Genomic DNA, 12923 nt, shown 5'->3' with positions numbered 1-12923 from the left:
CAAATCAGGGAGTTGAAAATCATGCTGAAGAAAATCCTGGCCGTGATGGCCATGCTGTTTGCGGCTGTCTCGTTCGCCGCGGTCGATGCCAACAAGGGCACGGCTGCCGATCTGGACGGCATCAAGGGCGTCGGCCCTGCCATGTCCAAGCGCATCCTCGACGCACGCAAGGAAGGCGAGTTCAAGGACTGGCCCGACTTCATGCAGCGCGTGAAGGGCGTGAAGGAAAAGAAGGCCGGGAAGCTGTCGGCCGAAGGGCTCACGGTCAACGGCAAGGCCTTCGGCGGCACCGCAGGCGAAGCAGTGGCCGCCAAGGCAGAAAAGCCCGCGAAGGCAGCCGCTGCCAAGCCGGCCAAGCCCTGATCGAAACGCCCGCGGGGCCGGCGGGCCGATGCCGCGCTCGCGTCAGGCCCGCAACACAGTGAAAGCCGCCGCAAAGGCGGCTTTTTTGCGTGCGCCGCAGCGGCAAGGGAGGGCGCAGCGCCGCGCCGCGTGGCAGGGAAATGCCTCAGGAGTGGCCCGGAATTTGCACGTATGCTCGCACTCGTTTTCAATTTCATACGTTCCGGAGCGCTCATGAATCACAAGTTCGGCATTGCACTGGCTGGCCTCACCCTTGGCGCCGCAGCCTTCGCGCAAACCAAGTGGGACCTGCCCACCGCCTACCCGGCGACCAACTTCCACACCGAGAACATCACCCAGTTCGCCAACGATGTCGAAAAGGGCAGCGGCGGCAAGCTCAAGATCACCGTGCATGCCAACGCCTCGCTGTTCAAGGCGCCTGAAATCAAGCGCGCGGTGCAGGGTGGACAGGCGCAGCTCGGCGAGATCCTGCTGGTCAACTACCAGAACGAATGGCAGATGTTCGGCGCCGATGGCATTCCTTTCCTCGCCGACAGCTACGACGCTGCCTGGAAGCTCTATCAGGCGCAGAAGCCCGCGCTCGAAAAGAAGCTGGCCGAGCAAGGCATCGTGCTGCTCTACACGGTGGCCTGGCCGCCGCAGGGCATCTTCGTGAAGAAGGAAATCGCTTCGGCCGCCGACCTCAAGGGCGTGAAGTGGCGCGCCTACAGCCCCGCCACCGCGCGCATCGGCGAACTGGTCGGCGCACAGCCGGTCACGGTGCAGCAGGCCGAGCTCTCGCAGGCCATGGCCACGGGCGTGATCGAGTCGTACATGTCGTCGGGCTCCACCGGCTACGACACCAAGACCTACGAATACATCAAGAACTTCTACGACACGCAGGCCTGGCTGCCCAAGAACGCAGTGCTCATGAACAAGAAGGCCTTCGACGCGATCGACAAGCCCACGCAGGATGCCGTGCTCAAGGCCGCCGCCGATGCGGAGAAGCGCGGCTGGGAGCTCTCGAAGAAGAAGAACCTCGAGTACCTGGACCTGCTCAAGAAAAATGGCATGACCGTGCACGCGCCTTCCGCGGCCCTCAAGGCCGACATGAAGAAGGTCGGCGACACCATGCTCAAGGAATGGCTGGAAAAGGCCGGGCCCGAGGGCCAGGCGGTGGTCGACGCGTACAAGAAGATGTGACGCAACCCCGAACAGCCACCGATGCGAAAGACGCTCGATTTCCTCTACAACAGCGCCGCCGCCCTGGCGGCGCTTTTCATGATCGGCCTGCTGGTGATGGTGCTGCTGTCCATCGTCGGGCGGCAGCTTCATTTCAACATTCCGGGCATCGATGCCTATGCCGGCTACCTGATGGCCGGCGCCGGCTTCCTGGCGCTCGCCCACACGCTCAAGCGCGGCGAGCACATCCGCGTGACGCTGGTGCTGCAGAACCTGCCGCCGGCCGCGCAGCGCTGGCTGGAGCGCTGGGCGATGGGTGCGGGCGCCCTGCTCGCGGTGCTGTTTGCCTGGTACAGCGCGCGGCTGGCGTTCCAGTCGTACGACTTCCACGACATTTCCACCGGCAACGACGCCACGCCCCTGTGGCTGCCGCAGCTCTCGATGGCCGTGGGTGCGCTGGTGTTCGCCATCGCAGCCTTCGACGAGTTCGTGATCGAGTGGCGCGGAAGGCCGGCCAAGCCGGCCGGGACGGAGGCCCTGCGCCATGAGTGACATTGCCGTTGCGGCCCTGCTGATTGGCGCACTCTTCCTGATCCTGGGCAGCGGCGTGTGGATCGGCCTCACGCTCTCGGGCGTGGCGTGGATCGCCATGCAGATCTTCTCGTCGCGGCCCGCGGGCGACGCCATGGCCGTGACCATCTGGGGCTCGGCCTCGAGCTGGACGCTCACCGCCTTGCCGCTGTTCATATGGATGGGCGAGATCCTGTTCCGCACGCGGCTGTCGCAGGACATGTTCAAGGGCCTCGCGCCCTGGATGCAAAGCCTGCCGGGCCGGCTGCTGCACACCAACGTGGTGGGCTGCGCGGTGTTCGCGGCGGTGTCGGGCTCGAGCGCCGCCACCTGCGCCACCATCGGCAAGATGAGCCTGCCCGAGCTCAAGCGCCGCGGCTATCCGGACGACATGGTGATCGGCACGCTGGCCGGCGCCGGCACGCTGGGCCTCCTGATCCCGCCCTCGATCATCATGATCGTCTACGGCGTGAGCGCCGACGTGTCGATCGCCCGGCTGTTCATTGCGGGCGTGATCCCGGGCATCCTGCTCGCGCTGCTGTTCTCGGGCTACATCGTGTTCTGGGCGCTGCGCAACCCCGACCTTATTCCGCCGGCCGATGCGAAACTGCCCTTCGCCCAGAAGCTCAAGGCTTCGATGTCGCTGATCCCGGTCGCGCTCCTGATCCTGTCGGTGCTCGGGTCCATCTACGCGGGCATTGCCACGGCCACCGAAGCGGCGGCCGTGGGCGTGGTCGGGGCCATGGTCATTTCGGGCGCGCAGGGCTCGCTGAACCGGCACAGCTTCAAGGAAGCGCTGCTCGGCGCCACGCGGCTCTACTGCATGATGGCGCTGATCCTCGCGGGCGCGGCCTTCCTCACGCTCGCCATGGGCTACATCGGCCTGCCGCGCCACCTGGCCGAATGGATCGGCTCGCTCGGGCTCTCGAAGTTCCAGCTGATCGCGATGCTCGCGGCGTTCTACGTGGTGCTGGGCTGCTTCCTCGATGGCATCTCGATGGTGGTGCTCACCATGGGCGTCATCATGCCGACGGTCAACGCCGCCGGCATCGACCCGGTGTGGTTCGGCATCTTCATCGTGCTGGTGGTCGAGATGGCGCAGATCACGCCGCCCGTGGGCTTCAACCTGTTCGTGCTGCAGGGCATGACCGGAAAAGACCTGCTCTACATCGCACGCGTCACGCTGCCGATGTTCTTCCTGATGGTGGCGGCCGTGCTGATCATCTACTTCGTGCCGCAGCTGGTCACCTGGCTGCCGCAGCAGATGGCGCCCTGAACAGCGCCAGGCGTGCCCCGACAATAGGCCCATGCTGCTTCCGATTCTTGCCATCTGCATGGGGGCCTCCGTGGGCGCGCTGGCGCGCTGGGGCCTTGCGCTGTGGTTCGGCGCGGGCGGGTTCATGCCCTGGGGCACGCTGGCCGCCAACCTGGTCGGAGGCTACCTCGTCGGCGTGGCCATTGCCTCGTTCCATCTGCTGCCCGACCTCGATCCGGCCTGGCGGCTCGCGCTGGTCACGGGCTTTCTCGGCGGCCTGACGACCTTCTCGAGCTTCTCGGCCGAGGTCGTGACCATGCTTCTCGAAGGCCGGCCGGGCGTGGCGCTGCTCACGGCAGCAGCCCACCTCGGCGGATCGCTGTTCCTGACCTGGCTGGGCATACGCAGCGTGCAGGCCCTGGCCGCCTGATCGATCCATCGCCAGGCTGCAAGGCCGTCGATCTTCGCGGGTTTCCGGGGGAATCTTCCGAGGGGTCGATCGATAGAATCGACCGCAATGCCCCTGGTCTTTCTCGTCGCACTCCCCTTCATTGCCAGCGTGCTGGCCGCGTTGATGCCGTCGAACGCGCGCAACCGGGAGTCGACGCTGGCGGGGCTCGTGGCACTGGGCTGCGCGCTGCAGACCGCATGGTTCTTTCCGCAGATCGCGCGCGGCAACGTGCTGCGCCAGGAGATCGCGTGGCTGCCCGAGCTCGGGCTCAACCTCGTGTTCCGCATGGACGGCTTTGCCTGGCTGTTCTGCATGCTGGTGCTCGGCATCGGCACGCTGGTGGTGCTCTATGCGCGCTACTACATGTCGGCGTCCGATCCGGTGCCGCGCTTCTTCTCTTTCTTTCTCGCCTTCATGGGCGCGATGACGGGCGTGGTGCTCTCGGGCAACCTGATCCAGCTGGTGCTGTTCTGGGAGCTCACCAGCCTGTTCTCCTTCCTGCTGATCGGCTACTGGCACCACCGGCGCGACGCGCGGCGCGGCGCGCGCATGGCGCTCACGGTCACCGGTGCCGGCGGGCTTTGTTTGCTCGCGGGCGTGATCGTGCTGGGCCGCATCGCGGGCAGCTACGAGCTCGACGTGGTGCTCGCCTCGGGCAACGAGATCCGCGCGCATGCGCTCTATCCGGCGGCCCTGGTGCTGATATTGCTGGGCGCCTTCACCAAGAGCGCGCAGTTCCCGTTCCACTTCTGGCTGCCGCGCGCCATGGCGGCGCCCACGCCGGTCTCGGCCTACCTGCATTCGGCCACCATGGTGAAGCTTGGCGTGTTCCTGATGGCGCGGCTGTGGCCGGTGCTGTCGGGCACCGAAGAGTGGTTCTGGCTGGTGGGCGGCGCGGGCGCGATCACGCTGCTGCTCGGCGGCTTCGTCGCGATGTTCCAGCGCGACCTGAAGGCATTGCTCGCGTACTCGACCATCTCGCACCTCGGGCTCATCACGCTGCTGCTGGGGCTGAACAGCCCGCTGGCGGCAGTGGCGGCGGTGTTCCACATCATCAATCACGCGACCTTCAAGGCATCGCTCTTCATGGCGGCCGGCATCATCGACCACGAGAGCGGAACGCGCGACATCCGCAAGCTCAGCGGGCTGCTGCGGCTGATGCCGATCACCGGCACGCTGGCGATCATCGCGAGCGCATCGATGGCCGGCGTGCCGCTGCTCAACGGCTTTCTCTCGAAGGAAATGTTCTTTGCCGAGACCGTGTTCATCCAGGCGACGCCGTGGATCAGCCTGAGCCTTCCGGTCATTGCCACCGTGGCGGGCGTCTTCAGCGTGGCCTATTCGGCGCGCTTCGTGTTCGACGTGTTCTTCGGCCCGCCCTGCGGTCCCGAGGTGCCGAGGCAGCCGCACGAACCGCCGCACTGGATGCGCGTGCCGGTCGAGCTGCTGGTGCTGGTCTGCCTGGTGGTGGGCGTGGCGCCGGCCTGGTCGGTCGGCACGCTGCTGGCCACGGCCGCCACGCCGGTGGTCGGCGGCGTGCTGCCCGAATACAGCCTGGCCGTATGGCACGGCTTCAACCTGCCGCTGGCGATGAGCTTCGTGGCGCTGGCGGGTGGCATGGCGCTCTACCTGTCGCAGCGCCGCCGCCGCGCGGAGGGCAAGCTCGAACACACGCCGCTCCTGCACCGCTTCGACGGCCAGGCCATCTTCGAGCACCTGCTCGCGCAGCTCAGCGAGGCCGGCCGGCGCAGCCGGCGCCTGCTGGGCACGCGGCGCATGCAGTCGCAATTGCTGCTCTTGATCGCGGTGGCGGCGGCGGGCGCCGCGGCTTCGCTCTGGACCGCACCCGTCGCGCGCGGCGACCGCGAGCTGCTGCCCTTCTCGCCGATGTTCGCGATGACCTGGCTGATCGGCGGCGTCTGCGCGCTGGCGGCGGCATGGCAGGCCAAGTTCCACCGCCTGGCCGCGCTGATGCTGGCCTCGGGCGCCGGATTGGTGTGCTGCGTGACCTACATCTGGTTCTCGGCACCCGACCTGGCGCTGACGCAGCTCGTGGTGGAGGCCGTGACCACGGTGCTGATCCTGCTGGGCCTGCGCTGGCTGCCGATGCGCAGCAAGGACGCGGTCCAGCCAGCGCGCGCCAGGCTGCGCCCCTGGGGCCGGCGCGGGCGCGACCTGCTGGTGGCGGCCGGCGTCGGCAGCGGCATGGCGGCGCTGGCGTGGCTCATGATGACGCGGCCGTTTCCGCAAAGCATCTCGCCCTTCTTTCTCGAGCATGCGCTGGCCGAGGGCGGCGGCACCAACGTGGTCAACGTGATGCTGGTCGACTTCCGCGGCTTCGACACCTTCGGCGAGATCACCGTGCTGGGCGTGGTGGCGCTCACGGTCTATGCACTGCTGCGCCGCTTCCGGCCGGCGCGCGAATCGATGGCCCTGCCGGTGCAGCAGCGCGCGCAGGCCGACGATGGCAGCAGCGACCTGCTGAACCCGCGCCTGGCCAAGGACACGGCCGTGGGCTACCTGATGGTGCCGGCCGTGCTGGTGCGGCTGCTGCTGCCGCTCGCGGTGCTGGTGTCGGTCTATTTCTTCATGCGCGGGCACAACGCACCCGGCGGCGGCTTCGTCGCGGGGCTGGTGATGTCGGTGGCGCTGGTGTTGCAGTTCATCGTCTCGGGCACCGAGTGGGTGGAAGAGCACCTGCGCATCTATCCGCGCCGCTGGATCGCCGCCGGCCTGCTGCTCGCGCTGGCCACGGGCAGCGGCGCGGTGCTGTTCGGCTATCCGTTCCTGACCACCCACACCGCGCACCTGCATCTTCCCGTGCTGGGCGAGCTGCACGTGCCGAGCGCCCTGTTCTTCGACATCGGCGTGTTCGCGCTGGTGCTGGGCGCCACCATGCTGATCCTCACCGCGCTGGCCCACCAGTCGGTGCGCAGCCACCGCTGGGCCGACGAGCAGCGCGAGAAGGAAGCCGAAGCCGCTGCGGCCGCCGTCGCCATGCCGGAAGGAGCGCGCTGATGGAGATCGTGCTCGCACTGGCCATCGGCGTACTCAGCGGCTCGGGGGTGTACCTGCTGCTGCGGCCCCGCACCTTCCAGGTGATCATGGGCCTCACGCTCATCTCGTACGCGGTCAACCTGTTCATCTTCAGCATGGGGCGGCTCAAGCTCGACAGCGAACCGGTGCTGATCCACGGCATCACCGCCACGCTGGCCAACACCGCCGACCCGATGCCGCAGGCGCTGGTGCTGACGGCGATCGTCATCGGCTTTGCAATGACGGCGCTGTTCCTCGTGGTGCTGCTGGCCTCGCGCGGCCTCACCGGCACCGACCACGTGGACGGCGAAGAGCGGCAGGAGGCAGCGGAATGACGGGGCAACTGGTCCAGCTGCTCGACCGCCTGCTCGAGTTCAGCATGCCGCACCTCGTCGCGGTGCCGATCCTGGTGCCGCTGCTCACGGCCGCACTGATGCTGCTGCTGGGCGAAAGCCGGCGCCGCACCAAGTCGGCGTTGAGCGTGGTCTCGGGCCTGGTGGGCCTGCTGGCGGCGCTGGCACTGCTGCGCTGGGTGAACGCGCCCGAGACCGGCGACGGCCCCGGCTCGGTCGGCGTCTACCTGCCGGGCAACTGGCGCGCGCCCTTCGGCATCGTGCTGGTGGCCGACCGGCTGTCGACCATGATGGTGGCGCTCACGGGCGTGGTCGCCTTTGCGGCCTCGATCTATTCCACCTCGCGCTGGGACCGCGCCGGCGTGCATTTCCATCCGCTGCTGCAATTGCAGCTCATGGGCCTGAACGGCGCCTTCCTCACGGGCGACCTGTTCAACCTGTTCGTCTTCTTCGAGGTGATGCTCGCGGCCTCCTACGGCCTGCTGCTGCATGGCTCGGGCCGGCTGCGGGTGCAGGCGGGGCTGCACTACATCGCCATCAACCTGGCCGCATCGTCGCTCTTCCTGATCGGCGCGGCGCTGCTCTACGGCGCGACCGGCACGCTCAACATGGCCGACCTCGGCATGCGCATCGCGCAGCTCGCGCCGGCCGACCGCGGCCTCGTGCATGCGGCAGCCGCCATCCTGGCAACGGCGTTCTTCGCCAAGGCCGGCGCCTGGCCGCTCAACTTCTGGCTGGTGCCGGCCTACAGCGCGGCGGTGTCGCCGGTGGGTGCCGTGTTCGCGCTCCTGACCAAGCTCGGCGTCTACACATTGCTGCGGCTGTGGACGCTGCTCTTCGCGCCGGATGCCGGCAGCTCGGCGGCGTTCGGGCAATCCGCGCTCCTCGCGATCGGGCTCGCGACGCTGTTCGCGGGTGCCATCGGCATCGTGGGCACGCAGCGGCTCTCCAACCTCGCGGGCTTCAGCGTGCTGGTGTCGGCGGGCACGCTGCTCGCGGCCATCGGGCTGGGGGAGCCGGCCGTGTGGGCCGGCGCGCTCTACTACCTGCTGAGCTCGACGCTGGCCGTGAGCGCCTTCTTCCTGCTGACCGACATGATCGAGCGCTGGCGCAATGCCGGCATGAGCGTGGCGCCGCACGAGAAGGCCGGCAATGCGCCTTTCCTCGCCGAAGACCTGCGCGTGCTCGACGACGTGAACCTCGACGACGAGGCGCAGGCGCTCTACGGCCGCGCGATTCCGGCCGGCGTGGCCTTCCTGGGGCTGAGCTTCATCGGCTGCACGCTGCTGCTCGCGGGCCTGCCGCCGCTGTCGGGCTTCGTGGGCAAGTTCGCGATGCTGTCGGGCGCGTTTTCCACCGGCGGCACCTCGGTGCCCGCATGGATCTTCCTGGCGCTGCTCGTCGTTTCGGGCCTGCTCGCGCTGATTGCGCTGAGCCGCACCGGCATGCGCCACTTCTGGACCCAGCCGCATCCCACCATGCCGGCCCTGCCCGCGCTCGAGGTGCTGCCCGTGGCCGGATTGCTCGCGGCCAGCGTGGCGCTCACGGTCTGGGCCGGCCCCGTCATGCGCCACGCCATCACCACCGCCGAAGGACTGCGCACGCCCACCGCCTACCGCAATGCCGTGATGGGCGCGCGGCAGGTGCCCAACCCCGCGGGCCCCGCGAAAGGCCCGGCACCATGAAGCGCTGGCTTCCTTCGCCGCCGCTCTCGCTGGCGCTGTTTGCGGTGTGGCTGCTGCTCAACCAGTCGCTCGACGCCGCCACGCTGCTGTCGGCCGCGCTGCTGGCCATGGCGGTTCCGCTGCTCACCAAGGGCCTGCGGCCCGCCACCGTGCGCATGCGCAAGCCCTGGGTGGCGCTGCGGCTCGCGGGCCGGGCCGTGGCCGACATGCTGGAATCGGCGCTCTTCGTGGCGCGGCGGCTGCTGACGCGCCGCAACTCGCGCATCGCCTCGCGGTTCATCAACGTGCCGCTGGACCTGCGCGACCCGAACGGGCTCGCGGTGCTGGCCATGATCATGTGCCTCACGCCCGGCACGGCCTGGGGCGAGATCGCGTTCGACAGCAGCACGCTGCTGATCCATGTGTTCGACGTCGACGACGAAGCCGCTTTCATCGCCATGATCAAGCAGCGCTACGAGCACCCCCTGATGGAGATTTTCGAATCATGACGCCTGTACTTTTCTGGGCCTTGAAATTCGCGCTGCTGCTGCTGGCGGTGGCCATGCTCTGCGCGCTGGCCCGGCTGCTGGTGGGCCCGAGCGCGCAGGACCGCGTGATGGCGCTGGACTGCCTCTACATCAACGGCATGCTGATGATGCTGGTGCTGGGCATCGTCTATGCGAGCAACGTGTACTTCGAAGCCGCGATGCTGACGGCGCTGTTCGGCTTCGTCGGGTCGACGGCGATGGCCAAGTTCCTCCTGCGCGGGGAGGTCATCGAATGACGGATTTCATCGTGGGGCCGCTGCCGCTGTGGGCGGAAATCGTCACCGCCGTGTTCGCGGTGCTCGGCGCGGCCTTTGCGGCCATCGGCTCCTTCGGCCTCGTGCGGCTGCCCACATTTTTCCGCCGCATCCATGCGCCGACGCTCGGCGCCACGGTGGGCGTGTGGTGCATGACGATTGCCACCATCGTCTATTTCTCGGTGCAGGGCTTCAGCCTCTTCCTGCACGCCGTGCTGATCGTCCTGTTCATTGCGCTCACGGCGCCCATCACCACCATCTTCCTGATGCGCGCGGCGCTCTTCCGCGAACGGCAAAAGGGCGGCGACGTGCCGCCGGCGGCCAAGCCGGGCTGAAACCGGCGGCAGGGATCAGCTCATCGCGAGCTGCTGCATGCCCTTGGCGCGCGCCACTTCCATTTCGCGCGGCAGCGTCACCGCGTTCTTCACGGCCAGGATCTCGGCCATCACGCTCACGGCGATCTCGGGCGGCGTCTTGCTGCCGATGTAGATGCCGATGGGTCCGCGCAGTCGTGCGAGCGATTCCTCCGTCTGGCCGAAGTGCTCGATCATGCGGCCGCGCCGCGCCTCGGCATTGCGGCGCGAGCCGATCGCGCCGACGTAGAAGGCCTCGCTCTGCAGTGCTTCGAGCAGCGCAAGGTCGTCGAGCTTGGGGTCGTGCGTGAGCGCCACCACGCAGCTGCGGCGGTCGGGCTTGAAGGCCAGCACCGCGTCGTCGGGCATCTCGGTCGTGATCTCCACGCCGGCGAGCGTCCATGCGGTGCGGTATTCGGCACGCGGGTCGCACAGCGTCACGGCAAAGCCGCTGAACTTGGCCATGGTCGCGAGGTATTCGGCCAGCTGGCCGGCGCCGATCAGCAGCATGCGGTATTCGGGGCCGAAGGTGTTGGTGAGCTCGGTGTCGTCCACCTTGAGCGCATCGGGCGCGGTGGCTTCGGCCAGGCGCACGGCACCGGTCGAAAGCGTGACGGTGCGCTGCATGAGCCGGCCTTGCTCCAGCTGGGCTACGAGGGTGTCGAGCAAGGCCGCGTCGGGGTCGTATTCGAGCAGCAGCTCCAGCGTGCCACCGCAGGGCAGGCCGAAGCGGTGCGCCTCGTCGGCCGTGATGCCGTACTTCACGAGCACGGGCGGCGCGCCCACGGGCACCTGTTCGCCGTTGCCGTGCGCATGGCTGTAGCGCGCGATCAGGTCGTCCTCGATGCAGCCGCCGGAGACCGAGCCCACCACCGCGCCATCGTCGGCCAGCGCCATGATCGAACCGACCGGCCGCGGCGACGAGCCCCAGGTGCGCACCACGGTCGTGAGCAGCGCGCGCTTGCCGGCGCGCCGCCAGTCGCGCAGCGTGCGCAGCACCATGACGTCGAGATTTTCCATCGCCCGGTCCGCTCCTAGCTGGCGTCGCCCGGTGCGGCGGACGCGTCCTTGTCGTCCTTCTTGCCGAGGCCGATCTTCTTCATGAGGCCGGACATCATGCCGGCCTTTTCTGCGGGCGCCTCGGCCGTGTCCTCGGCCGCGGCGGCCGGCGGCGGGCCGTAGCGGCTCTGCATCTCGGCCTCGAAGCGCTTGAAGAAGTCGTCGGCGGTCGACTTGGCGGCGCCATCGATGAGGCGCTGGCCCAGCTGGGCGATCTTGCCGCCGACCTGCGCCTGCACGGTGTAGTCGAGCTCGCAGCCGGGCGCAGCCGGCGCGGCTTCGGCGGCGCCGTCCAGCGGCCGCAGCGTCACGCTGGACGACCCCTTGGCAAAGCCCGCGACGCCGCCCTGCCCCTCGAAGCTGAGCTTGTAGCCATCGGGCGCCACGATGTCGGACAGCGCGACCTTGCCGCTGAACTTGGCCGACACCGGACCGATCTTGACCGCCAGCGCCACGCTGTACTGGTTGTCGCCCGTGAGCTCGAACTTGTCGCAGCCGGGAATGCACTTCTTGAGCGTCTCGGGATCGTTGAGCGCTTCCCAGGCCTGTTGTTGGGTGACGCCGAGGCGGCGGTTGCCGAGCATTTCCATGGTGGTTTTCCTTTTTGCTTCCGTGAAGTCCCTAGCGCCCGGACCGCATCAGGGCGGCGAGGCTGCTGGCGAGCTGTTCGAGGGCACTGAGATTGTGGACCGCCAGCATCGCATCCGCATGCCGGTGCAGCACACTGGCCCCACGCGCCAAAGGGGCGTAGCCCTCGAAGCGCAGCAGCGGGTTGAGCCACAGCAGGCGGCGCGAATGGCGCTTGAGCCAGAGCAGCTCGCTTTCGAGCAGCGCCGGCTCGCCGGTGTCGAGCCCGTCGCTGATCACCAGCACCAGCGTGCGGCGGCCGGTCAGACGGCGGGCATGCGCGCGGCGAAGCTCGGCCAGCGAACTGCCGAGCCGCGTGCCGCCCGCGAAATCGTCTATGGCCAGGCCGGCGGCCGCCAGCATGGCATCGGTGTCGGCCAGCCGGAAGGCCGGCGTGAGATCGGTCAGGCGCGTGCCGAAGGCGAACACGTCGCGCCGCCCGGCCCGCCGCGTCGACGCATGCAGAAAGGCCAGCAGCAGCCGCGCATAGCGCTCCATCGAGCCCGACACGTCGACCAGCACCAGCAGCGGCAAGGGCTGCTCGCGCCGGCTCAGCTTCGGCAGGCGAAGTATTTCGCCACCCGTGCGCGCCGCCTCGTGCAGCACGCCGGGCCAGTGCATGCGCGCATGCTGCGAACCTGCATCGTTGGCAGCACGCAACCGGCGCGACGGCAGCAAGGGAATGGGCAAGCTGACATCGCGCGCGAGCCGCTCGACCAGCCGGTACTCGGACGCGCCAAGCGCATTGAAGTCGGCATGCTGCAGGCGCTGCCGGTCGCTCGATGTCATGGCGGCATCGAACTCGACCTCCTTGTCGGGCTTGGCAGCCGCGGCGGGCCTGGCGGGATCGCGCGGCGCCGTGAGCGCTTCGCGCACGCGCGGGCGCCGCTTGGAGGGCTCGGCCTTGCCCTCGGCGCTTGGCAGCATCTGCGCGAGCAGCTTGTTGGCAAGTTCGGGGTCACGGAACCAGGCGTCGAAGAGTTCGCGGAACACCATGCGGTCCTGCTCGCGGCTCACCATGACGGCTTCCATCGCGGCGCTCAGGTCGAGCCTGCTTTCCACGCCCACCAGCGTGGCCGCTTCGGCGGCCAGCGCAATGCGCATCGCATCGGTGCGAACGCCGGCGCGGCGCAGTGCGCGGCCGAAGGCCGTGATGTTGCCGGCCAGCTTGCCGCTGCGTACGTCGCCGAGTTGCTGGATGCCGGCCATGCGGGAGGCCTTGCGCTTCG

The 12923-nt window shown here is 68.5% G+C and carries 14 protein-coding genes; 11 read left to right on the top strand and 3 right to left on the bottom strand.

Annotation, left to right across the window (positions count from 1 at the left end; translation table 11 throughout):
• Positions 1-21: 21 nt before the first annotated feature.
• The 11 genes from AC1DSC_RS01825 (at position 22) to mnhG (ending at position 9990) form a co-directional block, all read left to right on the top strand.
• Positions 22-363 carry a ComEA family DNA-binding protein gene (locus AC1DSC_RS01825; RefSeq protein ID WP_012746753.1) on the top strand — a complete coding sequence of 114 codons (342 nt, stop codon included), beginning with the start codon at positions 22-24 and terminating at the stop codon, positions 361-363.
• Positions 364-576: 213 nt separating this feature from the next.
• Positions 577-1545, top strand: coding sequence for a TRAP transporter substrate-binding protein (locus AC1DSC_RS01820; RefSeq protein ID WP_012746752.1), 969 nt, complete (start codon positions 577-579; stop codon positions 1543-1545).
• Positions 1546-1566: 21 nt separating this feature from the next.
• Positions 1567-2076, top strand: a complete 510-nt coding sequence (locus tag AC1DSC_RS01815; protein WP_012746751.1) for a TRAP transporter small permease — start codon at positions 1567-1569, stop codon at positions 2074-2076.
• The gene (locus AC1DSC_RS01810; protein ID WP_012746750.1) at positions 2069-3370 is read left to right on the top strand and encodes a TRAP transporter large permease; all 1302 of its coding nucleotides are present in this window, start codon (positions 2069-2071) and stop codon (positions 3368-3370) included. Before AC1DSC_RS01815 ends, AC1DSC_RS01810 begins: the two co-directional genes overlap by 8 nt.
• A gap of 31 nt (positions 3371-3401) precedes the next feature.
• Positions 3402-3779 (top strand): fluoride efflux transporter CrcB, encoded by a 378-nt coding sequence (gene crcB, locus AC1DSC_RS01805; protein WP_012746749.1) that lies wholly within the window; start codon positions 3402-3404, stop codon positions 3777-3779.
• A gap of 87 nt (positions 3780-3866) precedes the next feature.
• A complete protein-coding gene (locus tag AC1DSC_RS01800) occupies positions 3867-6818 on the top strand; it encodes a monovalent cation/H+ antiporter subunit A (protein ID WP_012746748.1) in 2952 nt (983 codons plus the stop codon).
• On the top strand, positions 6818-7171 hold the full coding sequence (locus AC1DSC_RS01795; protein ID WP_012746747.1) for a Na+/H+ antiporter subunit C: 354 nt from the start codon (positions 6818-6820) through the stop codon (positions 7169-7171). Before AC1DSC_RS01800 ends, AC1DSC_RS01795 begins: the two co-directional genes overlap by 1 nt.
• Entirely contained in the window at positions 7168-8874 is a 1707-nt protein-coding gene (locus tag AC1DSC_RS01790) for a monovalent cation/H+ antiporter subunit D (protein WP_012746746.1), read from the top strand. The genes AC1DSC_RS01795 and AC1DSC_RS01790 overlap by 4 nt, the downstream gene beginning before the upstream one ends.
• Entirely contained in the window at positions 8871-9362 is a 492-nt protein-coding gene (locus AC1DSC_RS01785; RefSeq protein WP_012746745.1) for a Na+/H+ antiporter subunit E, read from the top strand. Before AC1DSC_RS01790 ends, AC1DSC_RS01785 begins: the two co-directional genes overlap by 4 nt.
• Positions 9359-9637, top strand: coding sequence for a K+/H+ antiporter subunit F (locus AC1DSC_RS01780; protein WP_012746744.1), 279 nt, complete (start codon positions 9359-9361; stop codon positions 9635-9637). The genes AC1DSC_RS01785 and AC1DSC_RS01780 overlap by 4 nt, the downstream gene beginning before the upstream one ends.
• Positions 9634-9990 carry a monovalent cation/H(+) antiporter subunit G gene (mnhG, locus tag AC1DSC_RS01775; protein ID WP_012746743.1) on the top strand — a complete coding sequence of 119 codons (357 nt, stop codon included), beginning with the start codon at positions 9634-9636 and terminating at the stop codon, positions 9988-9990. The genes AC1DSC_RS01780 and mnhG overlap by 4 nt, the downstream gene beginning before the upstream one ends.
• Before the next feature lie 15 nt (positions 9991-10005).
• On the opposite strand, the gene AC1DSC_RS01770 is transcribed toward mnhG, so the two are convergent.
• The 3 genes from AC1DSC_RS01770 to AC1DSC_RS01760 are packed head-to-tail and all read right to left on the bottom strand — an operon-like array spanning position 10006 to position 12903.
• The gene (locus AC1DSC_RS01770) at positions 10006-11028 is read right to left on the bottom strand and encodes an XdhC family protein (protein WP_018903096.1); all 1023 of its coding nucleotides are present in this window, start codon (positions 11026-11028) and stop codon (positions 10006-10008) included.
• A gap of 14 nt (positions 11029-11042) precedes the next feature.
• On the bottom strand, positions 11043-11657 hold the full coding sequence (locus tag AC1DSC_RS01765; RefSeq protein WP_369664293.1) for an SRPBCC family protein: 615 nt from the start codon (positions 11655-11657) through the stop codon (positions 11043-11045).
• Between the two features lie 31 nt (positions 11658-11688).
• The gene (locus AC1DSC_RS01760) at positions 11689-12903 is read right to left on the bottom strand and encodes a vWA domain-containing protein (RefSeq protein ID WP_307593952.1); all 1215 of its coding nucleotides are present in this window, start codon (positions 12901-12903) and stop codon (positions 11689-11691) included.
• Positions 12904-12923 lie beyond the last annotated feature (20 nt).

It is taken from the genome of Variovorax sp. 01N425 (assembly GCF_056399465.1).
The sequence above is the reverse complement of the archived record's forward strand: the minus strand, read 5'-3'. Positions and strand labels throughout refer to the sequence as shown.

Excerpts from the sequence above, each read along its gene's own strand:
- AC1DSC_RS01795 (WP_012746747.1), top strand. The coding sequence starts at position 6,818 with ATGGAGATCGTGCTCGCACTGGCCATCGGCGTACTCAGCGGCTCGGGG.
- AC1DSC_RS01820 (WP_012746752.1), top strand. The coding sequence starts at position 577 with ATGAATCACAAGTTCGGCATTGCACTGGCTGGCCTCACCCTTGGCGCC.
- AC1DSC_RS01810 (WP_012746750.1), top strand. The coding sequence starts at position 2,069 with ATGAGTGACATTGCCGTTGCGGCCCTGCTGATTGGCGCACTCTTCCTG.
- AC1DSC_RS01800 (WP_012746748.1), top strand. The coding sequence starts at position 3,867 with ATGCCCCTGGTCTTTCTCGTCGCACTCCCCTTCATTGCCAGCGTGCTG.
- AC1DSC_RS01785 (WP_012746745.1), top strand. The coding sequence starts at position 8,871 with ATGAAGCGCTGGCTTCCTTCGCCGCCGCTCTCGCTGGCGCTGTTTGCG.
- mnhG (WP_012746743.1), top strand. The coding sequence starts at position 9,634 with ATGACGGATTTCATCGTGGGGCCGCTGCCGCTGTGGGCGGAAATCGTC.
- AC1DSC_RS01765 (WP_369664293.1), bottom strand. The coding sequence starts at position 11,657 with ATGGAAATGCTCGGCAACCGCCGCCTCGGCGTCACCCAACAACAGGCC.
- AC1DSC_RS01790 (WP_012746746.1), top strand. The coding sequence starts at position 7,168 with ATGACGGGGCAACTGGTCCAGCTGCTCGACCGCCTGCTCGAGTTCAGC.
- crcB (WP_012746749.1), top strand. The coding sequence starts at position 3,402 with ATGCTGCTTCCGATTCTTGCCATCTGCATGGGGGCCTCCGTGGGCGCG.
- AC1DSC_RS01825 (WP_012746753.1), top strand. The coding sequence starts at position 22 with ATGCTGAAGAAAATCCTGGCCGTGATGGCCATGCTGTTTGCGGCTGTC.
- AC1DSC_RS01780 (WP_012746744.1), top strand. The coding sequence starts at position 9,359 with ATGACGCCTGTACTTTTCTGGGCCTTGAAATTCGCGCTGCTGCTGCTG.
- AC1DSC_RS01815 (WP_012746751.1), top strand. The coding sequence starts at position 1,567 with ATGCGAAAGACGCTCGATTTCCTCTACAACAGCGCCGCCGCCCTGGCG.
- AC1DSC_RS01760 (WP_307593952.1), bottom strand. The coding sequence starts at position 12,903 with ATGGCCGGCATCCAGCAACTCGGCGACGTACGCAGCGGCAAGCTGGCC.
- AC1DSC_RS01770 (WP_018903096.1), bottom strand. The coding sequence starts at position 11,028 with ATGGAAAATCTCGACGTCATGGTGCTGCGCACGCTGCGCGACTGGCGG.